Here is a 24,649-nt window from a genome sequence, read left to right on the forward strand (position 1 = left end):
CGCTGTGGGGACACGGCGGCGCAGTAACGGAAAAAGCAGAGGAAGTCGGCCATGGCAACGGCGCCCAGCGTCTCCTACTCGATGACGATCCGGCTGGAGGTGCCGGCGAGCGGAACGTCCGTGTCCCAGCTCACCACCGCCGTGGAGTCCTCAGGCGGTTCGGTGACCGGCCTCGACGTCACCGCCTCCGGCCACGAGAAGCTGCGCATCGACGTCACCATCGCCGCCACCTCCACCGCCCACGCCGACCAGATCGTCCAGGAGCTGCGCGGCATCGAGGGCGTCGTCCTCGGCAAGGTCTCCGACCGCACCTTCCTGATGCACCTCGGCGGCAAGATCGAGATGCAGGCCAAGCACCCGATCCGCAACCGCGACGACCTGTCCATGATCTACACGCCCGGCGTGGCCCGGGTCTGCATGGCCATCGCCGCGAACCCCGAGGACGCCCGCCGCCTCACCATCAAGCGCAACTCCGTTGCGGTCGTGACGGACGGCTCCGCCGTGCTGGGCCTGGGCAACATCGGCCCGCAGGCCGCACTGCCGGTGATGGAGGGCAAGGCGGCCCTGTTCAAGCGGTTCGCGGGCATCGACGCCTGGCCGATCTGCCTGGACACCCAGGACACCGACGCGATCGTCGAGATCGTCAAGGCCATCGCCCCGGGCTTCGCGGGCATCAACCTGGAGGACATCTCCGCGCCGCGCTGCTTCGAGATCGAGGCCCGGCTGCGCGAGGCCCTCGACATCCCCGTCTTCCACGACGACCAGCACGGCACCGCGATCGTCGTCCTCGCCGCGCTGACCAACGCCCTGCGGGTCACCGGCAAGTCGATCGAGGGCATCCGCGTGGTCATGTCGGGCGCCGGCGCGGCCGGCACGGCCATCCTGAAGCTGCTGCTCGCCGCCGGGGTCAAGAACGCCGTCGTGGCCGACATCCACGGCGTGGTGCACGCGGGCCGCGAGGACCTCAAGCAGGCCGCGCCCGACTCCACGCTGTGCTGGATCGCCGAGCACACCAACCCGGAGAACCTCACCGGCACCCTCAAGGAGGCGGTGCGCGGCGCGGACGTCTTCATCGGCGTCTCCGCGCCGGACGTCCTCGGTGCCGAGGACGTGGCCGCGATGGCCGAGGGCGCGGTCGTCTTCGCGCTCGCGAACCCCGACCCCGAGGTGGACCCGGCGATCGCCCGCCAGACCGCCGCCGTGGTGGCCACCGGCCGGTCGGACTTCCCGAACCAGATCAACAACGTGCTGGTCTTCCCCGGCGTCTTCCGCGGCCTGCTGGACGCCCAGTCCAGCTCGGTCACCACCGGCATGATGCTGGCCGCCGCCCAGGCCCTGGCCGACGTCGTCACCGAGGACGAGCTGAACCCGAACTACATCATCCCCAGCGTCTTCAACGAGAAGGTCGCGGGCGCGGTCGCCGGGGCGGTCCGCGAGGCCGCCGTCGAGGAGGCGCGCCCGGGGGCGTAGGCGCCGGGGCGCGGGCGCTGTGAGGATCGCCACGCGCGCCGGGAGCGGCGCGTCGTGGAACCCGCCCGGTGCCGGTGCCCTCTAGGGTGGCGGCCGGTACGAGCTACCGGTCTCCTGCCGACCGCGGCCGCCGGCGGACGGCGGCGCCGTCACCGCCCGGAAGGGCGGGGCGCTCCGTCGGGTGACTCCCACGGGTGTACTCACGGCGCATGCGGGTGCCGGATTGGCATTCCCGCCGCAGGTAGAGGCAGGATGCTTCACCAAGGACTACGTCCGGGGGCACCCCCAGTGGCGCGTGGGTCCGGATGACGGACCCGGGTCCCGGGCCTTTTCCGGGGCCCTGGCAGCATCGGCCTGGCCGTGCGCACCATGCGGCCCCGCCGCGTGGCTCGCCTCAACAGCAAGAAGAACACGGGAGTAACAACATGAACCGCAGTGAGCTGGTGGCCGCGCTGGCCGACCGCGCCGAGGTGACTCGCAAGGACGCCGACGCCGTGCTGGCCGCGTTCGCCGACGTCGTCGGCGACATCGTCTCCAAGGGCGACGAGAAGGTCACCATCCCCGGTTTCCTCACCTTCGAGCGCACCCACCGTGCCGCCCGCACCGCCCGCAACCCGCAGACCGGTGAGCCGATCCAGATTCCGGCCGGCTACAGCGTGAAGGTCTCCGCGGGCTCCAAGCTGAAGGAAGCCGCCAAGGGCAAGTGATCCTGACGTCCGTACGTCCCGGGACGGCGTACGGCGCACAGTGACGCCCGAAGGGGCGGCCACCCGGTCCGGGTGGCCGCCCCTTCTGCTGTCCTGCTGTCCTCACCCGGCGGGTGGCCGGGGCGACGGGCGCCGACCGGGCCCACGGAGGCCGCGTCGGGGCGACGGGCGTCGGCCGGGCCCGTGGGCGCCACGTGGGGGCCACGGGCGCCGCTCCGGACCGGCGGGCGCCGTCGGCCGACGGGCGCCCCGCCCGGCCGGGGGGCCGCCGTCAGCCCAGCGCCTTGCCCGGCAGCTCGACCTTCGCGCCCAGCTCCATCAGCTTCTCCATGAAGTTCTCGTAGCCCCGGTTGATGAGCCCGATGCCGTGGACCCGGGACGTGCCCTGGGCGGCCAGGGCGGCGATGAGGTAGGAGAAGCCGCCGCGCAGGTCCGGGATGACCAGGTCGGCGCCCTGCAGCCGGGTGGGGCCGGAGACGACGGCGGAGTGCAGGAAGTTGCGCTGGCCGAAGCGGCAGTCGGAGCCGCCCAGGCACTCGCGGTAGAGCTGGATGTGCGCGCCCATCTGGTTGAGCGCGGAGGTGAAGCCGAGCCGGGACTCGTACACCGTCTCGTGGATGATCGACAGGCCGGTGGCCTGGGTCAGCGCGACCACCAGCGGCTGCTGCCAGTCGGTCTGGAAGCCGGGGTGCACGTCGGTCTCCAGCGCGATGGACTTCAGCTGCCCGCCCGGGTGCCAGAAGCGGATGCCCTCGTCGTCGATCTCGAAGGCGCCGCCCACCTTCCGGTAGGTGTTCAGGAACGTCATCATCGAGCGCTGCTGCGCGCCGTGGACGTAGATGTTGCCCTCGGTCGCCAGCGCCGCCGACGCCCACGAGGCGGCCTCCAGGCGGTCCGGGAGGGCGCGGTGGGTGTAGCCGCCGAGCTGGTCGACGCCGGTGATGCGGATGGTGCGGTCGGTGTCCATCGCGATGATGGCGCCCATCTTCTGCAGGACGCAGATCAGGTCCTCGATCTCGGGCTCCACCGCGGCGTTGGACAGCTCGGTGACGCCCTCGGCGAGGACCGCCGTCAGCAGCACCTGCTCCGTGGTGCCCACCGACGGGTACGGCAGCCGGATCTTGGTGCCCCGCAGCCGCTGCGGGGCCTCCAGGTACTGGCCGTCCGCCCGCTTCTCGATGGTCGCGCCGAACTGCCGCAGCACGTCGAAGTGGAAGTCGATGGGCCGGCCGCCGATGTCGCAGCCGCCGAGGCCGGGGATGAAGGCGTGCCCGAGGCGGTGCAGCAGCGGCCCGCAGAACAGGATCGGGATCCGCGAGGAGCCCGCGTGGGCATCGATGTCGGCGACGTTGGCGCTCTCCACGTGCGTGGGGTCCAGGACCAGCTCGCCGGGCTCGTCCCCCGGACGGACCGTCACCCCGTGCAGCTGCAGCAGGCCGCGTACGACACGGACGTCACGGATGTCCGGAACATTGCGCAGCCGGCTCGGAGCGCTGCCCAGCAGGGCGGCGACCATGGCCTTCGGTACGAGGTTCTTCGCACCGCGGACCCGGATCTCGCCCTCCAGCGGGGTTCCGCCGTGGACCAGCAGTACGTCATCAGCGCCGTTGACGGTCATGGATCTCGCGTTCCGTGGGGTGGTGGGGCAGGGCCGAAAGGCACAGGGTAGTCGGCCCCGGGCCCGCTTCTGTATGCCCGGACGGGGTCCGGCCACGTCATGAATCCGTCACAACACGAACCGTCCGGGGGCGGCCACGGGCGGTCACCGGCGCGGCCGTGCGCCCCGGGTGCACCGGGCCGCCCTGAGCTGCGTCCACTCCCGTGCACCGGTTGCCTCCCCATCGGGCGGGTGGATGCGGGATCATGTCTGCCATGACCGAGGTGTCCTCGCTCACAGGGCGGTTGCTCGTGGCCACCCCCGCCCTGGCGGACCCGAATTTCGACCGTGCGGTGGTGCTCCTCCTCGACCACGACGAGGAGGGTTCGCTCGGCGTGGTCCTGAACCGGCCGACGCCGGTGGACGTCGGAGACATCCTCGAGGGCTGGGCGGACCTGGCCGGCGAGCCCGGTGTCGTCTTCCAGGGCGGCCCCGTCTCCCTGGACTCCGCCCTCGGCGTCGCCGTCGTCCCCGGGGAGCCGGGGGACCGGGCCGCGCCGCTGGGCTGGCGCCGGGTGCACGGCGCGATCGGCCTGGTGGACCTGGAGGCCCCGCCCGAGCTGCTGGCCTCGGCCCTCGGCTCGCTGCGCATCTTCGCCGGCTACGCGGGCTGGGGCCCCGGCCAGCTGGAGGACGAGCTGGCCGAGGGCGCCTGGTACGTGGTGGAGTCGGAGCCGGGGGACGTCTCCTCACCGGCGCCGGAGCGGCTCTGGCGCGCAGTGCTCCGCCGCCAGCGCAACGAGCTGGCGATGGTCGCGACGTATCCGGACGACCCGTCGCTCAACTGAAGCCTGTGACCTTCAGTACCCTTTCTTGCATGAGCACTCTTGAGCCCGAGCGCGGGACTGGTACGGGGACCCTCGTCGAGCCGACGCCGCAGACCTCCCACGGCGACGGTGACCACGAGCGCTTCGCCCACTACGTCCAGAAGGACAAGATCATGGCAAGCGCCCTCGACGGGACTCCCGTCGTGGCGCTGTGCGGCAAGGTGTGGGTGCCCGGCCGCGACCCGAAGAAGTACCCGGTGTGTCCCATGTGCAAGGAGATCTACGAGTCCATGGGCTCCGGCGACGACAAGGACAAGGGCAAGGGCAAGGGCGACAAGTAGGCCCGTCCCCGGCCGGTCGCCCCACGACGGACTTCCCGGGCCCCCGGGGCGTGTGCGCACGCCTCCGGGGGCCTTTGTGCTGCCCTTTGTGCTGCCCTTTGTGCGCGCCGGTGTTGCGCGGTGTGCGTCCGCCGGTCACAGAGTGGTGCAGACCTCTTGTGGCCCCGACGGCCCGGTCCTTAGCCTCCGAGGTGTTGTGCGTGGCGGAACCGCCATTGCGCAGGCCGCAACACTCGGAGGAGCCACGTGAAGCCGTCCGGCCGGCCGCCGTCGTCGGCGCGCGTCGACCCTCCCGACGGCGCTGCTGCCCCCGCGCACCGGACGGCCCGGCCGACAGCGGCGGCGTCCTGGCGGCCCCCACGGCGACGACGCTTCCCGAACCGGTCCTGTTCACCGGCCCTTCCCCCACCGGTTTCCTCACCGGTCTTCCTCACCCGCCTTCCCCACCGGCCTTCCCCACCGGTCTTCTTCCTCGCCCTCGCGCAGCGGCGTCCGGTCCTGGCACCGGGCGGCGCGGTAAAGGACTGACGTGACCTCACCGACCGACCTCCTGCCCGCACCGCTGGCCGTCGAACGGCCCCGGGACGGCACCGTCGACCTGACCGACGCCACCACGCTGTGGGCCGGACCCGGCACCGGCACCACCGAGCGCTGGCTGCGGTCCACCCTCGGCGCCGCGCTGCGCCTGCCGCTGCGCCCCGGCCCCGAGGACGCCCCCGACGGGCTGCGGCTGCGCGTCGACGACACCCTCCCGCCCGAGGCGTACCGGCTCACCGTCGAGGCCGGCACCGGCACCGAGATCACCGGCGGCAGCGCGGCCGGGGTCTTCTGGGGTGCCCAGACCCTGCGCCAACTGCTCGGCCCCGACGCCTTCCGCCGGGCCCCCGTCCGCCCGCACGGCCCTCTGCGCCTGGCCGAGCAGAGGATCGAGGACGCCCCCCGCTTCCGCTGGCGCGGCCTGATGCTCGACGTGGCACGGCACTTCATGCCCAAGGACGACGTGCTGCGCCACCTCGACCTGATGGCCGCCCACAAACTCAACGTGCTCCACCTGCACCTGACGGACGATCAGGGCTGGCGCGTCGAGATCCGCCGCCACCCCCGGCTGACCACCGTCGGGTCCTGGCGGTCCCGGACGAAGATCGGCCACCGCGCCTCGCCGTTGTGGGACGACCGCCCGCACGGCGGCTTCTACACCCAGGACGACATCCGGGAGATCGTCGCCCACGCCGCCGACCGGCACATCGGCGTCGTCCCCGAGATCGACGTGCCCGGGCACTCCCAGGCCGCCATCGCCGCCTACCCGGAGCTGGGCAACTCCGACGTCGTGGACACCGCCGCCCTGACCGTCTGGGACACCTGGGGCATCAACCCCAACGTCCTCGCCCCCACCGACGCCACCCTCCGCTTCCTGGAGGAGGTGCTCGAGGAAGTCCTCGACCTGTTCCCGGCGGACGCCGGCAGCCCCTTCTCCTCGTTCGTGCACCTCGGCGGCGACGAATGCCCCAAGGACCAGTGGCGCGCCTCGCCCGCCGCGCAGCGACAGCTGAGCCGGCTCGGACTCGCGGACGAGGACGCGCTGCAGGCGTGGTTCACCGGCCACTTCGACCGCTGGCTCACCGCGCGCGGACGCCGGCTCATCGGCTGGGACGAGATCCTGGAGGGCGGCCTCGCCCCCGGCGCCGCGGTGTCCTCCTGGCGCGGCTACGCGGGCGGGATCGCCGCCGCGCGCGCCGGCCACGACGTGGTCATGTGCCCCGAGCAGCAGGTGTACCTGGACCACCGTCAGGACGCGGGCCCCGACGAGCCGGTGCCCATCGGGTACGTGCGCACCCTGGAGGACGTCTACCGCTTCGAACCCGTTCCCGCCGAGCTGACACCCGAGGAGGCGGAGCGGGTGCTGGGCACCCAGGCCAACCTGTGGAGCGAGGTGACGGAGGACCGGGCCCGCGTCGACTACCAGCTGTTCCCCCGGCTGTGCGCGCTCGCCGAGGTCGCCTGGAGCGCCCTGCCGGCCCCGGCGCAACGGGACTTCGCCGGCTTCGAACGGCGGATGGACGCCCACTACCGGCGCCTGGACGCCCTCGGGGTCGCCTACCGGCCGCCCGCCGGGCCGCTGCCCTGGCAGAAGCGTCCGGGCGTCCTGGGGCGCCCGATCGACGGCACGCCCCCGAACCGGTAGCCCGCACGCCCGCTCCGCCGCCGGCGGGTCACACGCCCGCGTCCGCCCCACCTCGAACAGGTCACGAAAGGTCACAAGAGGCGCGGAAGCGTGCCGAACCGAGCACACTGGCGATGCCGTCCGAAATCGGACCATGTGCGGGGTGAGGTGGGCGAACGTCTCCTAGCGGACCCCTGTCCTCGGCACCCGCGAAGATGTGCCAGAGTTGCCACGTCCGCCCTGTCAGGTCGTACCGTACGGCAACACAGGTGGGACCAGGTGGGGCAGCGGGAAGGGGCAGCCGGTTTGACCACGCACGCACCACAGGCGGCGCAGACCGTCACGCTGCCCACGACGCTGGACGAGGCGGTGGCGGCGCTCACCGCCATGCCCGCCGCCGTGCCCGTCGCGGGCGGCACCGACCTCATGGCCGCCGTCAACTCCGGACAGCTCCGGCCCGCCGCCCTGGTCGGCCTGGGCCGGATCAGCGAGATCCGCAGCTGGCAGTACCTCGACGGGCACGCGCTGCTCGGCGCCGGGCTCACCCACGCGCGCATGGGCCGCCCCGACTTCGCCGCCCTCATCCCGGCCCTCGCCGCCGCCGCGCGCGCGGCCGGACCGCCGCACATCCGCAACGCCGGCACCCTCGGCGGCAACATCGCCTCCGCCGCCCCCACCGGGGACGCGCTGCCGGTGCTGGCGGCCCTGGAGGCGACGCTGATCGTCGCCGGCCCGGGCGGAGCCCGCCGCGAGCTGCCCGTCTCCCACCTGCTGGCGGGCATGGAGATGCTCCGCCCCGGCGAACTCATCGGCTACGTCCGCGTGCCGCTGCTGCACGCCCCGCAGGTCTTCCTGAAGGCGACCGGCCGCACCGGGCCCGGCCGCGCGACGGCGTCCGTCGCCCTGGTCCTCGACCCGGCGCGGCGCGGGGTGCGCTGCGCGGTGGGCGCCATAGCGCCGATGCCGTTGCGCCCCGTGGACGCCGAGCAGTGGGTCGCCGGGCTCATCGACTGGGACAACAACCGCGCGATCGTGCCGGAGGCCCTGACCGCCTTCGGCGAGTACGTCGCCGCGGCCTGCATCCCCGACGCGGCCCCCGCCGAGGACGGCTCCCTCGCCCCGCTGCCGCCCGCCGTACTGCACCTGCGGCGCACCGTCGCCGCGCTGGCCCGACGAGCACTGGGGAGGGCACTGTCGTGACCGACGACCAGCACGGAGAGGGCACCCCGCGCGGGGGCGGCCGCTGGGACCCGCTGCCGCAGGGCGAGTACGACGACGGCGCCACGGCGTTCGTGCAGCTGCCCGAGGGCTTCGACGGCGGCCCGGCGTCCTCCCCGGACACCCCGCTCGCCGCCCCCGGCCACGGCTACGTGCCGCCGCCGATAACGGTCACCCCGGCCACCACCGCGGGCACCGACCCGGCCGCCACCGGCACCTGGTCGCTGCCCGGCGTGCCCGGGGCGCCCCTGGACGGGACCGGGTGGAACGCCCCCCGGGCGGACCAGGAGCCCCCGCGGCACCAGGACCAGCGGCACCAGGACCCGCAGCACCCGGACCAGCGGCACCAGGACCAGCGGCACCAGGACCAGCGGCACCCGGACCCGCAGGCGGGTCCGCAGGACGGGCACGACCGTTACGGGTACCGGCCCGGGGACACCGGCGGGTGGGCCTTCGACGAGGCCGCCACCGGAGAGGGCCGTGGCGGGGAGGGCCGTGGCGGGGAGAGCCCGGCGCCCGGCCAGGACGTGACCGGACAGTGGTCGATCCCGGTCGCCCGCGGCGACATCCCCGACGAATCGGGCGAGTTCACCACGTCCTCGCTGGTCGAGCAGTGGGGCGGCACCCCGCCCGCCACCCTCCCGGGCGGCGCGTCCGCCCCCTGGGCCCCGCCGCCGGAGGCCATCGGCCGCCCCTGGGGCCCCGGCGTCCCGGGCGTGCCGCAGGACGACGAGCCCGAGGGCTCCGGCACTCCCGGCACTACCGGCACCCCTGAGGGCCCGGAGCACCGCCACGGCCCGGACGAGGGGGCCGGGCGGCAGCACGGCGGGGCCGACGGACGCCCCGCCCCCGACGACCACGGCACCGGCCACCCGCCGCACCCGTACCCCTCCGGCACCGCACCGGCCCCCTCCGGGGAGCCCGGCCACCCGGACACCGCCGGCGCTCACCCGTCCCCGGAGCGGGACCGCCCGGCCGGCCCCGGCACCGGCGAGCCCGCCGACGGCCACCCGCGCACGGACGGCGTCCCCGCCCACGCCGGGACGGACCCCGGCGGCTCCACGGACGACGCGGAACCGGCCGCCCCCGCGGCGGACCCGGACCCCGCCGTCCGCGCGGACGCGCCCGGCCCCGGGGACGGCGACGCCCCGTCCGCGGACACCGCCCCCGCCGACGGACAGCCGGAACCCGCCCCCGACGCCACCGCCCCCGACGCGGCCCCACCGGGCGGCCCGCACGACGACCACCCGCTCGCTTCGTACGTGCTGCGGGTCAACGGCACCGACCGGCCCGTCACCGACGCCTGGATCGGCGAGTCCCTGCTCTACGTCCTGCGCGAGCGGCTCGGACTCGCCGGCGCCAAGGACGGCTGCTCGCAGGGCGAGTGCGGCGCCTGCAACGTGCAGGTCGACGGCCGCCTCGTCGCCTCCTGCCTGGTCCCGGCCGTCACCGCGGCCGGCAGCGAGGTCCGCACCGTCGAGGGCCTCGCCCAGGACGGCCGGCCCTCCGACGTGCAGCGGGCGCTCGCCCGGTGCGGCGCCGTGCAGTGCGGCTTCTGCGTGCCCGGCATGGCGATGACCGTGCACGACCTGCTGGAGGGCAACCCCGCCCCCACCGAGCTGGAGACCCGCCAGGCCCTGTGCGGCAACCTGTGCCGCTGCTCCGGCTACCGGGGCGTGGTCGACGCCGTCCGGCAGGTCGTCGCCGAACGCGAGGCGCACGCGGCGCCCGACGACACCGGCCAGGACGGCGACCCCGCGGCGGACGAGGCCCGGATCCCGCACCAGGCGGGCCCCGGTGACGGCGGCGCGCACCCGCCGGCCCACCCGGGCCCGGACGACCAGCCCCACGGCCAGGACGGAGGCCAGGCGTGACCGACGAGACAGCCACCGCGCAGGCCGCGCGGGCCCTCGGGGACCTCCCCGAGCCGGAGCCCCTGCCGCACGGGCTGGGCGCCTCCCTGCCCGCCGCCGACACCCGCGCCAAGACCGAGGGCACCTTCCCGTACGCCGCCGACCTGTGGGCCGAGGGCCTGCTGTGGGCGGCCGTGCTGCGCTCCCCGCACCCGCACGCCCGCATCGTCTCCATCGACACCAGCCACGCCCGCGCGATGCCCGGCGTCCGCGCGGTCGTCACCCACGAGGACGTCCCCGGCCGGCCGGTGCACGGCCGCGGCACCTCCGACCGCCCGGTCTTCGCCTCCGAGGTCGTGCGGCACCACGGCGAGCCCATCGCCGCCGTGGCCGCCGACCACCCCGACACCGCGCGGATGGCCGCCGCCGCGGTCATCGTCGAGTACGAGGCGCTCGACCCGGTCACCGACCCGGAGCAGGCGTTCGAGGCCGAGCCGCTGCACCCCGACGGCAACCTGATCCGGCACATCCCGCTGCGCCACGGCGACCCCGACGCGACCGGCGACGTCGTCGTGGAGGGGCTGTACCGCATCGGGCGCCAGGACCCCGCCCCGATCGGCGCGGAGGCCGGACTCGCCGTGCCCCGCCCGGACGGCGGCGTCGAGCTGTACCTGGCGTCCACCGACCCGCACGCCGACCGCGACACGGCCGCCGCCGTGCTCGGCCTGGAGGCCGACCGCGTCAAGATCGTCGTCACCGGGGTGCCCGGCGCCACCGCCGACCGCGAGGACCAGGGCTTCCAGCTCCCGCTCGGACTCCTCGCGCTCAGGACCGGCTGCCCGGTCAAGCTCACCGCCACCCGCGAGGAGTCCTTCCTCGGCCACGCCCACCGCCACCCCACGCTGCTGCGCTACCGGCACCACGCCGACGCCGAGGGCCGCCTGGTCAAGGTCGAGGCGCAGGTCCTGCTCGACGCGGGCGCCTACGCCGACACCTCCTCCGACGCGCTGGCCGCCGCCGTCTCCTTCGCCTGCGGCCCGTACGTCGTCCCCAACGCCTTCATCGAGGGCTGGGCCGTCCGCACCAACAACCCGCCCTCCGGCCACATGCGCGGCGAGGGCGCGATGCAGGTGTGCGCCGCCTACGAGGCGCAGATGGACAAGCTGGCCAAGAAGCTCGGCACCGACCCGGCCGAACTGCGCCTGCGCAACGTCCTGGCCACCGGCGACGTGCTGCCGACCGGCCAGACCGTCACCTGCCCCGCGCCGGTCGCCGAACTCCTCCAGGCGGTGCGGGACCACCCGCTGCCCCCGCTGCCCAAGGACACCCCCGAGGACGAGTGGCTGCTGCCCGGCGGCCCCGAGGGCGCGGGTGAGCCGGGCGCCGTGCGCCGGGGCGTCGGCTACGGCCTGGGCATGGTGCACATGCTGGGCGCGGAGGGCGCCGACGAGGTCTCCACCGCCACCGTCAAGGTCCAGGACGGCGTGGCGACCGTGCTGTGCGCGGCCGTCGAGACCGGGCAGGGCTTCACCACGCTGGCCCGGCAGATCGTCCAGGAGACCCTGGGCGTCGACGAGGTGCACGTGGCCCCCGTGGACACCGACCAGCCCCCGGCGGGCGCGGGCTGCCGCGGCCGGCACACCTGGGTGTCGGGCGGCGCGGTGGAACGCGCGGCCAAGATGGTCCGCACCCAGCTCCTGCAGCCGCTGGCCCACAAGTTCGGCATGTCCACCGAGCTGCTGCAGATCACCGACGGCAAGATCACCTCCTACGACGGCGTCCTGTCCACCACGGTCGCCGAGGCGCTGGAGGGCAAGGAACTGTGGGCCACCGCCCAGTGCCGCCCGCACCCCACGGAACCCCTGGACGAGTCCGGCCAGGGCGACGCGTTCGTCGGCCTCGCCTTCTGCGCGATCCGCGCGGTCGTCGACGTCGACATCGAGCTGGGCTCGGTGCGGGTCGTGGAACTGGCGGTCGCCCAGGACGTGGGCCGCGTGCTCAACCCGGCCCAGCTCGCCGCCCGCATCGAGGCGGGCGTCACCCAGGGCGTCGGCGCCGCCCTCACCGAGAACCTGCGCACCCCGCGCGGCCTGATCCGCCACCCCGACCTCACCGGCTACGCCCTGCCGACGGCCCTTGACGCCCCGGACATCCGGATCGTCAAGCTGGTCGAGGAACGGGACGTCGTCGCCCCGTTCGGCGCCAAGGCGGTCAGCGCGGTGCCGGTGGTGACGTCCCCCGCAGCCGTCGCCTCCGCCGTCCGCGCCGCCACCGGGCGCCCGGTCAACCGCCTGCCGATCCGCCCGCAGGCGGCGGTGGTGACGGCGGGCTGACGCCGAGGGCGCCGGGGCGGTGGGAACGCCGGGGCGGCGGCACGGGCCGGGGCCGTGTCGTGCACGTGCGAGGCGTCACGCGTTCTGCCGGACACGGACGGTTCCGGACCGGGGCGCGGTCGGTGCACCGGGCGCCGTCGGTGAACCGGGGGCGAATTCCGGCCGCCGGGGCAACTCCCGGCCCCGTCCGGGCGTCTCCTGATACGGAACGTGCGGGTGCGCGTTCCCGGTCCGGGGGCGTTGTCAGTGGTGGCGCGTAGTGTGCCGAGTCGTGGGGGACGGCTGCCGGGCACGGCGGCGGGCGACCGTCCGCCCGGCCGGAGCGTTCGCGGCCCGGAGCCGAGTACACGTCATCGCGGGGGAAGCATGAGCACGAGGGACACCGTTGTCACGGCGATCGCCCTGACCGAGGACATCCTCGGCCCCCACCTCGCGTACGCCCCGGTCCGGCACCGGCCCGACGGCCCCCGACTGCCCGGCGACCCGGCCCTGTTGACCTTCACCGGCCTCCGCGCGGCCGACGGCGCGTGCGTCGGCACGGCGGTCCGCGGCACCCTCGGCGACCGTCTCGCCGACGTCCTGCGGGACCGGCTCGTCCTCAGCGCACTGCTCGGAGCGGCGGGCGGCAGGGTCCCCGCCCCGCTCGCGGGCCCGCCCGTGGCGCTCGCCGCCGCCCGCCTCGCCTGCACCGGCCAGGACCCGATGGACCAGCGCCCGCTGGCCCCGTCCCTGCCGACCCTGGCGCGGTTCGCGGCGGCCACCGACGAACTGGCGGGCCTCCGGAACCGGTTCGCCGCCCGGGCGGCCCGCCGCGGCCCGCAGGCCGCCGCCGAGGCCGCCCGCCGCCTCCTGGCCGCCTTCGAGGACGGTGCCGACGGCCGTCCCTCCCCGCCCTGCCGCCTGGCCGCCCTGATCCGCCCCCTGGCCCCGGCGGCCGGCCCGGACACGCTCTCCGGCCTCGCCCTCGACCTCCCGCCCCGCCTGCTGCACGAGACGTTCGGCCGGGGCCGCCTGGTCCGCTTCGAGGAGGTCGACCTCCCCGCCACCCTCACCCACGAGCCGACCCGCCGCTTCCTCCGGGACACCGGCCTGCCCGAGGAGAGCTTCCTCTTCCGCCAGGACACCGACCGGCCCCCGCGCACCCTCGCCGAACACCACGCCGAGGAGGGCCACGACGACGCCCGCCTCCCCGCCCACGCCGACCGGCTGCTCCGCCTCGGGACCCCGGTCCCGCACCACAGCCTGGTCGTCGACGGCGCCACGGGCGAGGTCCTGCACTGGGACGAGCACGCCCGCACCCTGCGCCCCCTGACCACGGACGTCTCCACCCTCGCCGCCACCCTCTGGCTCCTCCAGCGCGAACACACCCTGGACGCCGACTCGGAGGACGCCCTGACCTCGCGGGCGTACGACCGGCTGGTCATGGCGATGATCCAGGCCCTCTCGGCCTTCGACCCGGCCGACGCGACCGCCGAAACCGACGAGCACGACTGGTCCGGTCTCCTTCGCGACGAGGCGGACGGGGTGCTCTGAGCGGGGCGGTGCCCCGGGCGGCACGGGGCCTACAGGTCGTCGGACCGGCTGCCTCCGCCGCCGTCGTCGGCTCCTCCGCAGCAACCCACTGCGCGCGGCTGTGGGCAGAACCCATCACGACTCTGACGGCTTTGCGCGGTCATCACCTCTGATGCGCTGGATGTACCGCTCTTTCCGGTGATCTCACGCCTGCGACGTTCCGGGGGGAACGAGTGCAACAGTAGGGTGCCGCTCACTGCGCAAGTGTGGGGGTGAGTGGCGCTCGATGTGCAACGCTGAGCCGAAGGGAGGTGCCGTCGATGGTGGACAAGTTCCGGGATCCGATCATGACCCCTTTGGAGACAGCGCGGCATCTTCGGATCAACGAGCGAACGATGTACCGCTGGTTGCACGAGAAGGCAGCGGGAGAGCCTCTGGTGCACGCTGTCGAGGCCGAGAGACAGGGCTGGCCGTCAGTGCCGTTCGTCGCCGTGGTCGAAGCGTACGTGTTGCATGCACTACGGGATCTCGGGTTGAGCTTTCGCAAGATCCGCGAGGCCGCAACGGCCGTTCGTCGAGAGTTCGACGAGCCCTACGGCCTGGCCACCCGCAGGATCGCCACCGACGGCGTGGAGATCTTCGTGGACCATGCCGGCGACCTTGCCAGGGCGCGCGACGGGCAGCGTCCCATTCGCGAAGTCATCGGGGACTACCTGCGCTACATCACCTGGGAAGCGGACGGACAGACCCCTCAGCGACTGAGACTGAAGCAGTATCCGGACGTCGCGCCAGTGATCATCGACCCACGGTTCGGTTGGGGCGCACCCGTGGTCGCATCCAACAAGGTCCAGGTGGATGCCATCGTGGACCTCTGGCAGGCGGGCGAGCCACTCGAAGTGGTGGGCGACGAGTACGGCCTGTCGCGTGACGAGGTCGAAGCCATTCTCCGAGCAGCCCAAGCAGCCTGAATTCCTGGTTGATCGAAACCTGGGCAAGAGCGTCCCGAAAAGGTTGGCGGAACTTGGCTGGTCCGTTCATCTGATCGCCGTCGAATTCCCCGACGACGCTCAGGACATCGCTGACGAGGAGTGGATCGCGTACGGGCTGTCGCGTGGCTGGCACCCGTTGTGCAAGGACGGGCGGATCAAGGCCCGCGCGCACGAGCGCCGGCCCCTGGTGGACAGCGCTGCGGTTCTCTTCTACCTGGACAATCAGCAACTGTCGATCTCTGAAATGGTGCGTCGCATCCACAGCGCGCAGTCGGAGATCTACCGTGTCGCCTGCAGGAAGGGGCCTGCCGCATTCGCGATCGGCCGCGACGGCGTACGCAGGACATGGTCATGAACGGCATCGACACGGATGCAGCGTCAACCAGCCGTGGTTGACCGTTTCGTGGCATCGGACGGCTGATCGCCTGGAGGCCGTGGCGGGAATCGAACCCGCGTTACTCGCTTTGCAGGCGAGTCCCTGAACCACTCGGGCACACGGCCGGGCCGGAGGCGGGTGCCCTGGGGCGTCCCGCCGTGGTGGACCGGTGGGACGACCGTAGGGCGGGGCGGGAGGCGGGCTCAAGGAGATCGGCGGGGCTGCCACAGGACCGCAACGCGCCGTTCACGAAGGGGTGGGCCGGCCGGACCCAGGACCATGGTCCGGGAACCGGACCGACCACCGACAGGCGTGTAACCGCTTCGCGCCCCTTACCCTGGCGAGCATGACCCACCCCGACCCGCGCGACACGTCTGTCGCCGTGCCCGACGCCGTCCCGGGCGCCCCCGCCGGCCTGCCACCCGTCGAACGCGACGAGACCGTGCTGAGCCGTTCCTACCGGGCGCTGAGCATCGGGATCGTCTCCGTGGTGCTGCTGATCGCCTTCGAGGCGACGGCGGTCGGGACGGCGATGCCGGTGGCGGCGCGGGAGCTGGACGGGGTGTCGCTGTACGCGTTCGCCTTCTCCGGCTTCTTCACCACCAGCCTGTTCGCCATGGTGCTCTCCGGCCAGTGGTCCGACCGCCGGGGGCCGCTCGCCCCGCTGACCACCGGCATCGCCGCCTTCGCCACCGGGCTGCTGCTGGCCGGGACGGCGGGCGCGATGTGGCTGTTCATCCTGGGGCGGGCGGTGCAGGGGCTCGGCGGCGGGCTGGTGATCGTCGCCCTGTACGTGGTCGTCGGCCGGGCCTACCCGGAGCGGCTGCGGCCCGCGATCATGGCGGCGTTCGCGGCGAGCTGGGTGGTGCCGTCGATCGTCGGTCCGCTCGCCTCGGGCGCGGTGACCGAGCACATCGGCTGGCGGTGGGTGTTCCTCGGGATCCCGGTGCTCGTCGTGTTCCCGCTGGCCCTGGCGCTGCCGCAGATACGGCGGCGGGCCGCCGGCCCGGTGGACGAGCCGGGCGGGGCGGCGGGCCCGTCCGGGAAGCGGCGGCCGTCGCTCGACCGGCGTCGCATCCGCCTCGCCCTGGCCATCTCGTTCGGCGCGGGGCTGCTCCAGTACGCGGCGCAGGACCTGCGCTGGACGTCCCTGCTGCCGGCCGCCGCGGGCGTGGCCCTGCTGGTCCCGGCCGTGCTCGGACTGCTCCCGCGCGGCACCTGGCGGGCGGCGCGCGGGCTGCCGTCGGTGGTGCTGCTGCGCGGGATCGCGGCCGGGTCGTTCATCGCCGCGGAGTCCTTCGTCCCGCTGATGCTGGTCACCCAGCGGGGCCTCAGCCCGACGCTCGCCGGGTTCTCCCTGGCGGCCGGCGGCGGCACCTGGGCGCTGGGCTCGTGGGCGCAGTCCCGGCCGCGCCTGGAGCCGTACCGGGAGCGGCTGATGAGCCTCGGCATGCTGCTGGTGGCCCTCGCCATCGCGGCGGCCCCGAGCGTGCTGATCCCCTCGGTGCCGGCCTGGACGCTGGCCGTCGCGTGGGCGTTCGGCTGCTTCGGCATGGGCCTGGTGATCTCCTCGACCAGCGTGCTGCTGCTCCAGCTCTCCGCCCCCGAGGAGGCGGGCACCAACTCCGCCGCCCTCCAGATCTCCGACGGCCTGTCCAACGTGCTCCTGCTCGCCGTGGGCGGGGCGGCCTTCGTGGCGCTCGGCGGTGGCGCCGTCAGCCACGTGGCCACCGAGGCGACCGGCGCGAACCCGGCCGCCTTCGCCGCGGTGTTCCTGCCGATGGCGGCGGTGGCGCTGGCGGGGGTGTGGGTGACGACGCGGCTGCGGGCCGGCAAGTAGCGGCCGCGTTCCGGCGGGTAGCGGGGCCGGACCACCCGCCGGGACCCCGGGCCGGGGCCGGGGCCGGGGTCGTCCACCGTGCCCCGGAGCGGTCCGGACCGCCCGCAGACCGCCCGCCGGGCCGCCGGTGTGACGTCGGTCCCACCCCCGGGCGGCCCGGCCCGGTCCGCGCCCGCGTCCGGTCGGCCGCTCGGTAGGGTGGCTCGGTCGTCCGACGTAGCCGAGCCGCCCGAACCACCCCCCGACGGAGACCGTGACTACCACCGCAGCCTCTGCCTCGCACCACCTGTCGCCCGCCTTCCCCGGCCGCGCCCCCTGGGGCACCGCCAGCAAGCTGCGGGCCTGGCAGCAGGGGGCGATGGAGAAGTACATCCAGGAGCAGCCGCGCGACTTCCTGGCGGTGGCGACCCCCGGCGCCGGCAAGACGACCTTCGCGCTGACGCTCGCGTCCTGGCTGCTGCACCACCACGTCGTGCAGCAGGTGACCGTCGTCGCGCCGACCGAGCACCTGAAGAAGCAGTGGGCCGACGCCGCCGCGCGGATAGGGATCAAGCTGGACCCCGAGTACAGCGCGGGCCCGCTCGGCAAGGAGTACCACGGCGTCGCCGTGACCTACGCGGGTGTCGGCGTGCGCCCCATGCTGCACCGCAACCGCGTCGAGCAGCGCAAGACCCTGGTCATCCTCGACGAGATCCACCACGCCGGCGACAGCAAGTCGTGGGGCGAGGCGTGCTTGGAGGCGTTCGAACCGGCCGCCCGGCGGCTCGCCCTGACCGGTACGCCGTTCCGGTCGGACACCAACCCGATCCCCTTCGTCACCTACGAGGAGGGCGACGACGGGATCCGCCGATCGTCCGCCGACTACACCTACGGCTACGGCTCCGCGCTCGCCGACGGAGTCGTGCGGCCGGTCATCTTCATGAGCTACAGCGGCCATATGCGCTGGCGCACCAAGGCCGGCGACGAGATCGCCGCCCGGCTCGGCGAGCCGATGACGAAGGACGCCGTCAGCCAGGCGTGGCGCACCGCGCTCGACCCGCGCGGCGACTGGATGCCGTCCGTGCTGCGCGCCGCCGACCAGCGCCTGACCGAGGTCCGCAAGTCCGTGCCCGACGCGGGCGCCCTGGTGATCGCCTCCGACCAGGACTCCGCGCGGTCCTACGCCAAGCTGATCCGGGAGATCACCGGGCACAGGGCCACCCTGGTGCTGTCCGACGACACGGGCGCGTCGAAACGCATCGACGAGTTCAGCGGCAGCGACGACCGCTGGATGGTCGCCGTACGGATGGTGTCCGAGGGCGTCGACGTGCCGCGGCTCGCGGTCGGCGTGTACGCCACCACCATCTCCACCCCGCTGTTCTTCGCCCAGGCCGTCGGCCGTTTCGTGCGGTCCCGGCGGCGCGGCGAGACCGCGTCCGTGTTCCTGCCGACCATCCCCGACCTGCTCGGCTTCGCGGGCGAGATGGAGCGCGAGCGCGACCACGTCCTGGACAAGCCGAAGAAGGACGGCGAGGAGGACCCCTACGCCGAGTCCGAGGCGGAGATGGACGAGGCGAACCGGGAGGAGGACGAGGACACCGGCGAGCAGGACATGCTGCCCTTCGAGGCGCTGGAGTCCGACGCCGTCTTCGACCGCGTCACCTACAACGGCGCCGACTTCGGCATGCAGGCCCACCCGGGCAGCGAGGAGGAGCAGGACTACCTCGGCATCCCCGGGCTGCTGGAGCCCGACCAGGTGCAGTTGCTGCTGCAGAAGCGCCAGGCTCGGCAGATCGCGCACAGCCGCAAGAAGCCGGACGCCGAGGCCGACCTGCTGGAACTGCCCGCCGAGCGGCGCCCGGTGGTCTCCCACAAGGAGATGATGGAGCTGCGCAAGCGGCTCAACACGATGGTCGGCGCCTACGTCCACCAGTCCGGCAAGCCGCACGGTGTCATCCACACCGAACTGCGCCGCGTCTGCGGCGGCCCGCCCGCCGCCGAGGCCACCGCCGGACAGTTGCGGGCGCGCATCGCCAAGGTGCAGGAGTGGGCCACCCGGATGCGGTGACGCGGACCGTGCGGGGGCGCGTGCAGGACCACCGCCGGGCTTTTGCGGACAAAGAGCGGCACTTCGTGCGCAGAGGTGACCGGATTCTGGACGGAGCCTTCCGCTGACCGGACCGGCTCGCTACTGTCCCCGCAACGCACACGCCCCGTGGCAGCGCTGCCGCGGAGCGCAGCCGTGAAGCGACTGTGCCCGGGACCACGTCCGGGCCGCCGGCCGATCGGCGGCCTCTGAAGCGCGTCTCCGACGGGACTCGGTGACGCACACGCCGCGAGGGGGCCGCCGACCTCACCACTAAGGAGTGGGCGTCGTGACCGCGGAGACCTCTCAGACGCTCGACAGGGGACTGCGTGTCCTCAAGCTGCTCGCCGACACGGACCACGGGCTGACCGTCACCGAGCTTTCCCACCGACTGGGCGTGAACCGGACCGTCGTGTACCGGTTGCTCGCCACCCTCGAACAGCACGCGCTGATACGCCGTGACCTGGGCGGGCGCGCCCGGGTCGGCCTCGGGGTGCTGGGCCTGGGACGGCAGGTGCATCCGCTGGTGCGCGAGGCCGCGATGCCCGCGCTGCGGTCCCTGGCCGAGGACATCGGCGCCACGGCCCACCTGACGCTGGTCGACGGCGCGGAGGCGCTCGCCGTGGCCGTGGTGGAGCCCTCCTGGACCGACTACCACGTGGCCTACCGGGCCGGGTTCCGGCACCCGCTGGACCGGGGCGCCGCCGGCCGGGCGATCCTCTCGGCCCGTCAGCGCCTGGACGACCCCGGCTACACCCTCACCGCGGGCGAACTGGAGGCCGGGGCGTGCGGGGCGGCGGCACCGCTGCTGGGGGTCACCGGGGTGGAGGGCAGCGTGGGCGTGGTGATGCTCGCCGACGTGGTCCCCGAACGGGTCGGCCTGCGGGTCGTGGACGCGGCCCGCGAGGTCGCGGAGGCCCTGCGCTGACCGCTCCCGGCGCCGGCGGCCTCTGCCCGCCGGGAACACCCCTCGGGCCCCCGGACACCCCTACGGGACACCCCTCGACGCCCCCGAACCCCTACGGGACACCCCTCGGCCCTCAACCCCTACGGGGCGCCTCGGGCCCCCACGGGTGCGTCGCGCGGCCCCTACGGGAGCCAGCCGCATGACCCCGACCGCGCCCCCGCGAGGGCCCGAGCAGGGGATCCTCACCGGGGCCACCCGCCGTCCCGGCCGTCCCCACCGGGGCCACCCCCCGTCCGGGCCACCCCGTAGATTGAACCCGTGCTCTCTCGTCTCACGCGCCCCCGGGCCCTCGCCGTCTGCGCCGTCCCCGTCGTCGCCCTGCTGGCCACGGTGGTGTTCGCACCGCTGCCGTTCTCGGTCGCCCAGCCGGGACTGACGGCGGACGTGCTCGGCGAGAACAAGGGCACCCAGGTGATCACCATCTCGGGCGCCCCGGTCCGGGAGACGCGCGGCCAGCTGCGGATGACGACGATCGAGGCGACCTCACCGGACACCCGGGTGAGCCTGCCCGACGTGATCGACAGCTGGTTCAGCACCGACCGGGCGGTCATGCCGCGCGACGCGGTCTACCCGAGCGGGGACACCGTCAAGGAGATCGAGCGCTACAACCGCGAGCAGATGGAGGAGTCCCAGGACGAGGCCACGCAGGCCGCCCTCGGCTACCTCGGCGAGGACGGCAAGGGCATCGAGGTCGAGCTGAAGCTGGCCGACGTCGGCGGCCCGAGCGCCGGGCTGCTGTTCTCCCTCGGCATCGTCGACAAGCTGAACGGTGACGGCAGCGGCGGCGACCTCACCGGAGGCCGGGTCGTCGCGGGCACCGGCACCATCGACGCGGACGGCACGGTCGGCCCGGTGGGCGGCGTGCCCCTGAAGACCCAGGCGGCCCGGCGCGACGGTGCCACCGTCTTCCTGGTGCCCGAGGCCGAGTGCGCCGACGCCCGCGCCGAACTCCCCGCGGGCCTGCGTCTGATCCCGGTGACCACCCTGAAGGGCGCGGTCGACGCCCTGGTCTCCCTGGAGAAGGGCGGCAAGGTCCCCGCCTGCTGACCGGCGGACGCCGGGGGTCCGACCCGGAGCGAGCGGCGGGGCGGACCGCTACCCGACGGCGGGCCAGGACCGAGCCGCGGCCGGGACCGAGCCGCGAGCCAGAGCCCAGCCGCAGACCGGGACCGAGCCGCAGGCCACGACCGGGCACTGGGCCGGGACCCAGCCGCGAGCCGGAGCCCAGCCGCGACCCGGACCCGCACGGCCGTCCCTACCCCTCCTTCACGAAGCCCTCGTCCACCATCCAGTCCAGCGCCACCTGGTGCGGGTCCTCGCCGTCCACGTCCACCTTCGCGTTCAGGGTCCGGGCCACGTCGTTGTTCAGCCTGGCCGTGACCGGGTCGAGGACCTCGTTGATGGCCGGCCACTCCTTCAGGGTCTTCGTGTTGACCGTCGGCGCCGCGTTGTAGTTGGGGAAGAACTTCTTGTCGTCCTCCATCACCACCAGGTCCATGGACTTGATGCGGCCGTCGGTGGTGAACACCTCGCCGTAGGTGCAGGTGCCCTTGGCGGCCTGGGTGTAGATGATCCCGGTGTCCATCTGGGTGATGTTGCCCGCCGGGATGTTCATCCCGTACGCCTTCTCCAGGCCCGGCAGCCCGTCGGCCCGGTTGGCGAACTCGCCCTCCACGCACAGCGTCACCGCGCCCGGGTCCGACTTCGCCAGCGCCGCCACGTCCGACAGCGTCCTGGTGCCGTACTTCTTCGCGTTCGCCCGGTTCATCGCCAGGGCGTAGGTGTTGTTCAGGGTGGACGGCTCCAGCCAGGTCACCCCGTTCTTCACGTCCGCCGCGCGCACCGCCTCCCACTGTTCGCGCGGGTCGGGCAGCGGCTTGCTGTTGCCCTGGTAGGTGATCCACGCGGTGCCGGTGTACTCGAAGGCGGCGTCCGCGTCCCCGTTGACCACCGCCTCCCGGGAGCCCACGCTGCCCTGGATGCCGGTGCGGTCGATGACCTCCGCGCCGGCCGCCTGGAACGCGATGCCCATGATCGCGCCGAGGATGAGCTGCTCGGTGAACTCCTTGGAGGTGACGGTGAGTTTGGCGCCCTCCAGGGGTTTGCCCCGCCCGATGGATCCCGGCTCCACGTCGTCCACCATCGGGGAGCCGCTGGTCAGGCCGCAGGCGGCGGCCGACAGCAGGACCGCCCCGGCGAGCAGGGCCCGCGTCCTCCGCCGTACCCCCGGCCGCCGGGTGCCGTGGCCCGGCCGTGTTCCGTACCGGCTCATGATCCGGCCTCCAGTCCGCGCGGGCGCAGCAGCAGTTCGGCCAGTGAGGCCAGCCAGTCCACCAGCAGCGCCAGCGCGACGGTGAGGATCGACCCGAGCATCAGCACCGGCATCCGCTGGCTGGTGATGCCGGTGGTGATGAGCACGCCCAGGCCGCCGCCCCCGCCGAAGGTCGCCAGGGTGGCGGTGCCGACGTTCAGCACCAGGGCGGTGCGCACCCCGGCCAGGATCAGCGGCACGGCCAGCGGCAGTTCGACCCGGGTCAGCACTCCGAGCGGGGACATGCCGATGCCGCGGGCCGCCTCCAGCAGGGTCGGGTCGTTGGCCCGCAGCCCGGCGATGGTGTTGGCCAGCACCGGCAGCACGGCGTAGGCGATGATGCCGACCAGCGCGGCCCTGCGGCCGATGCCCAGCCAGATCACCAGCAGCGCGAGCAGACCGATCGCCGGGGTCGCCTGGCCGATGTTGGCCAGCGCCATGGCGGCCGGGGTGGCCCGGCGCATCGCCCCGCGGGTCAGCAGGATGCCGAGCGGGATCGCGATGATCAGCACGAAGAACGTGGAGATCACGGTGAGTTCGATGTGCTGCCACAGTGCCTTGGACACCTGGCCGTCGGAGAGCGCGTTCTGCTCCAGCGGGTCGAGGTCGGCCTGGAGGAACCACAGCCAGGTGCCGAGCAGCAGCGCCACCAGTGCCAGCGGCAGGAACGTCAGCTTCTGCCAGGTCACCCGGGGCGCCCGTACCGCCTGCGGGGGCGGTGGCGGGCTCCCGCCCTCGTCGTCGCCCTCGTCGCGGAAGGCGAGCCCCCGGACGTCGTGCTCGCCGTCGGGCCGCCGCCCCGGGGCCGCCGTCACGCCTCCTCCTCCCCGCCGTGCCCCTCCTGCTCGGCGTGGGTGCGGTCGGCGCGGTGGGACTCCAGGTCGTGCTGCGCCTCCAGCGCCTCCAGCCGGTCCGCCTCCAGCAGTTCGTGCACCGAGTTCATCAGCGTCTCCACGTCGACGACCCCTTCGTAGACCCCGCGCGGACCGGTGACCACCACCCGCCCCGAGCTGTCGGTGAGCACCGCCTCCAGCGCGTCGCGCAGCGTCGCCGCCCGGCTCACGTGGTCGTGCACCAGCGTGCCCGCCCGGGCCAGCGAGCCCTTGGCCCGCATCAGGTCGCCGCGCCGCAGCCACTTGTAGGGGCGGCCCCGCCGGTCGAGCAGCAGGATCTCGTTGGTGCCGCTGGAGCGCAGCCGGTTGAAGATCTCCTGGAGCGGGTCGTCCACCGTCACCGTCGGGTAGTCGGTGATCGGCACGTCCCGCACCCGGGTCAGGTTGAGCCGCTTCAGCGCCGCGCCGGCGCCGACGAAGCCGGAGACGAAGTCGTCCGCCGGGTTGGTGAGGATCGCCTCCGGGGTGTCGAACTGGGCGATGTGCGAGCGTTCGCGCAGCACCGCGATCCGGTCGCCCAGCTTGATCGCCTCGTCGAAGTCGTGGGTGACGAACACGATCGTCTTGTGCAGCTCGTGCTGGAGCCGGATCAGCTCGTCCTGGAGGTGGTCCCGGGTGATCGGGTCCACCGCCCCGAACGGCTCGTCCATCAGCAGCACCGGCGGGTCCGCGGCCAGCGCCCGGGCCACCCCGACGCGCTGCTGCTGCCCGCCGGACAGCTGGCGTGGGTAGCGGCCGTGGAACTCGCCGGGGTCCAGGCCGACCAGGTCCAGCATCTCCTCCACCCGGGCCCGCACCCGGGCGGCCGGCCAGCGGAGCATCTTCGGCACCAGCGCGATGTTCTGCGCCACCGTCATGTGCGGGAACAGCCCGCTGGCCTGGATCGCGTACCCGATCTTGCGGCGCAGCCGCACCGGGTCCATGTCGGTGACGTCCTCGCCGTCGATGCGGATCCGGCCGCCGGTCGGCTCGATCAGCCGGTTGATCATCTTCAGGGTGGTGGACTTCCCGCAGCCGGACGGGCCGACGAGGATCACGGTCTCCCCGGCCCTGATGTCCATGGTCACGTCGTCCACGGCGGGCTGCGGGCTGCCCGGGTAGTGCTTGGTCAGGCCGTCCAGTTCGATGGTGGCGCCCATGGCGGCGCCGCCGGAGGGCGCGGGGGCGGCGTCGTCGGCCGCGGTGGCGG

19 protein-coding genes and 1 tRNA gene are annotated in these 24,649 nt (G+C 74.0%); 15 read left to right on the forward strand and 5 right to left on the reverse strand.

The genetic code is table 11. From position 1 onward, the window contains the following. Positions 1 to 51: 51 nt before the first annotated feature. Together AC02VZ_RS14040 and AC02VZ_RS14045 are read left to right on the forward strand one after the other, a co-directional pair. On the forward strand, positions 52 to 1,470 hold the full coding sequence (locus tag AC02VZ_RS14040; protein WP_432055107.1) for an NAD-dependent malic enzyme: 1,419 nt from the start codon (positions 52 to 54) through the stop codon (positions 1,468 to 1,470). A 425-nt stretch (positions 1,471 to 1,895) separates the two neighbouring features. Further along, positions 1,896 to 2,177: an HU family DNA-binding protein gene (locus AC02VZ_RS14045; RefSeq protein WP_003990598.1), complete on the forward strand. Its 282-nt coding sequence runs from the start codon at positions 1,896 to 1,898 to the stop codon at positions 2,175 to 2,177. Between the two features lie 271 nt (positions 2,178 to 2,448). Here the strand turns inward: AC02VZ_RS14045 and murA are convergent, their stop codons facing one another. Continuing rightward, complete coding sequence (gene murA / locus AC02VZ_RS14050; protein WP_432055108.1) at positions 2,449 to 3,795, reverse strand: UDP-N-acetylglucosamine 1-carboxyvinyltransferase; 1,347 nt, start codon at positions 3,793 to 3,795, stop codon at positions 2,449 to 2,451. Positions 3,796 to 4,049: 254 nt separating this feature from the next. On the opposite strand from murA, the gene AC02VZ_RS14055 reads away from it, so the two are divergent. The 9 genes from AC02VZ_RS14055 to AC02VZ_RS14095 all read left to right on the forward strand — a co-directional run bounded on the left by AC02VZ_RS14055 (position 4,050) and on the right by AC02VZ_RS14095 (position 15,363). Continuing rightward, a complete protein-coding gene (locus AC02VZ_RS14055; protein ID WP_476475560.1) occupies positions 4,050 to 4,622 on the forward strand; it encodes a YqgE/AlgH family protein in 573 nt (190 codons plus the stop codon). A gap of 29 nt (positions 4,623 to 4,651) precedes the next feature. Then, positions 4,652 to 4,942 carry a DUF3039 domain-containing protein gene (locus AC02VZ_RS14060; protein WP_362098886.1) on the forward strand — a complete coding sequence of 97 codons (291 nt, stop codon included), beginning with the start codon at positions 4,652 to 4,654 and terminating at the stop codon, positions 4,940 to 4,942. Positions 4,943 to 5,471: 529 nt separating this feature from the next. Continuing rightward, positions 5,472 to 7,124, forward strand: a complete 1,653-nt coding sequence (locus AC02VZ_RS14065; protein WP_476475477.1) for a beta-N-acetylhexosaminidase — start codon at positions 5,472 to 5,474, stop codon at positions 7,122 to 7,124. A gap of 285 nt (positions 7,125 to 7,409) precedes the next feature. After that, positions 7,410 to 8,303 (forward strand): FAD binding domain-containing protein, encoded by an 894-nt coding sequence (locus AC02VZ_RS14070; RefSeq protein ID WP_362098880.1) that lies wholly within the window; start codon positions 7,410 to 7,412, stop codon positions 8,301 to 8,303. After that, complete coding sequence (locus tag AC02VZ_RS14075) at positions 8,300 to 10,195, forward strand: (2Fe-2S)-binding protein (protein WP_476475478.1); 1,896 nt, start codon at positions 8,300 to 8,302, stop codon at positions 10,193 to 10,195. The genes AC02VZ_RS14070 and AC02VZ_RS14075 overlap by 4 nt, the downstream gene beginning before the upstream one ends. Then, complete coding sequence (locus AC02VZ_RS14080; protein ID WP_476475479.1) at positions 10,192 to 12,507, forward strand: xanthine dehydrogenase family protein molybdopterin-binding subunit; 2,316 nt, start codon at positions 10,192 to 10,194, stop codon at positions 12,505 to 12,507. Before AC02VZ_RS14075 ends, AC02VZ_RS14080 begins: the two co-directional genes overlap by 4 nt. Positions 12,508 to 12,873: 366 nt before the next feature. After that, complete coding sequence (locus tag AC02VZ_RS14085; RefSeq protein ID WP_476475480.1) at positions 12,874 to 14,040, forward strand: SUKH-4 family immunity protein; 1,167 nt, start codon at positions 12,874 to 12,876, stop codon at positions 14,038 to 14,040. Positions 14,041 to 14,339: 299 nt separating this feature from the next. Next, positions 14,340 to 14,987 (forward strand): DUF433 domain-containing protein, encoded by a 648-nt coding sequence (locus tag AC02VZ_RS14090; protein ID WP_476475481.1) that lies wholly within the window; start codon positions 14,340 to 14,342, stop codon positions 14,985 to 14,987. After that, positions 14,944 to 15,363, forward strand: coding sequence for a PIN-like domain-containing protein (locus tag AC02VZ_RS14095; RefSeq protein WP_476475482.1), 420 nt, complete (start codon positions 14,944 to 14,946; stop codon positions 15,361 to 15,363). Before AC02VZ_RS14090 ends, AC02VZ_RS14095 begins: the two co-directional genes overlap by 44 nt. Before the next feature lie 71 nt (positions 15,364 to 15,434). On the opposite strand, the gene AC02VZ_RS14100 is transcribed toward AC02VZ_RS14095, so the two are convergent. Next, positions 15,435 to 15,509: transfer RNA gene (locus AC02VZ_RS14100), tRNA-Cys, on the reverse strand. A 221-nt stretch (positions 15,510 to 15,730) separates the two neighbouring features. Between AC02VZ_RS14100 and AC02VZ_RS14105 the strand changes: the two genes are divergently transcribed. The 4 genes from AC02VZ_RS14105 (at position 15,731) to AC02VZ_RS14120 (ending at position 21,303) form a co-directional block, all read left to right on the forward strand. Next, entirely contained in the window at positions 15,731 to 17,224 is a 1,494-nt protein-coding gene (locus AC02VZ_RS14105) for an MFS transporter (protein ID WP_476475483.1), read from the forward strand. Positions 17,225 to 17,477: 253 nt separating this feature from the next. Next, a complete protein-coding gene (locus AC02VZ_RS14110; RefSeq protein WP_476475484.1) occupies positions 17,478 to 19,271 on the forward strand; it encodes a DEAD/DEAH box helicase in 1,794 nt (597 codons plus the stop codon). Between the two features lie 307 nt (positions 19,272 to 19,578). Next, on the forward strand, positions 19,579 to 20,217 hold the full coding sequence (locus tag AC02VZ_RS14115) for an IclR family transcriptional regulator (RefSeq protein ID WP_432055124.1): 639 nt from the start codon (positions 19,579 to 19,581) through the stop codon (positions 20,215 to 20,217). 297 nt (positions 20,218 to 20,514) lie between these two features. Further along, positions 20,515 to 21,303 carry a YlbL family protein gene (locus AC02VZ_RS14120; RefSeq protein ID WP_476475485.1) on the forward strand — a complete coding sequence of 263 codons (789 nt, stop codon included), beginning with the start codon at positions 20,515 to 20,517 and terminating at the stop codon, positions 21,301 to 21,303. Positions 21,304 to 21,511: 208 nt separating this feature from the next. Here AC02VZ_RS14120 and AC02VZ_RS14125 read toward each other — a convergent pair whose 3' ends face one another. Genes AC02VZ_RS14125 through AC02VZ_RS14135 form a run of 3 tightly spaced genes read right to left on the reverse strand, consistent with a single transcriptional unit; the run spans position 21,512 to position 24,599 of the window. Then, the gene (locus AC02VZ_RS14125; protein WP_476475486.1) at positions 21,512 to 22,528 is read right to left on the reverse strand and encodes a glycine betaine ABC transporter substrate-binding protein; all 1,017 of its coding nucleotides are present in this window, start codon (positions 22,526 to 22,528) and stop codon (positions 21,512 to 21,514) included. Next, positions 22,525 to 23,382 (reverse strand): ABC transporter permease, encoded by an 858-nt coding sequence (locus tag AC02VZ_RS14130; RefSeq protein ID WP_432055127.1) that lies wholly within the window; start codon positions 23,380 to 23,382, stop codon positions 22,525 to 22,527. Before AC02VZ_RS14130 ends, AC02VZ_RS14125 begins: the two co-directional genes overlap by 4 nt. After that, entirely contained in the window at positions 23,379 to 24,599 is a 1,221-nt protein-coding gene (locus AC02VZ_RS14135; protein WP_476475561.1) for a betaine/proline/choline family ABC transporter ATP-binding protein, read from the reverse strand. The genes AC02VZ_RS14130 and AC02VZ_RS14135 overlap by 4 nt, the downstream gene beginning before the upstream one ends. Positions 24,600 to 24,649 lie beyond the last annotated feature (50 nt).

This window comes from Streptomyces sp. 3-6 (genome assembly GCF_056323165.1).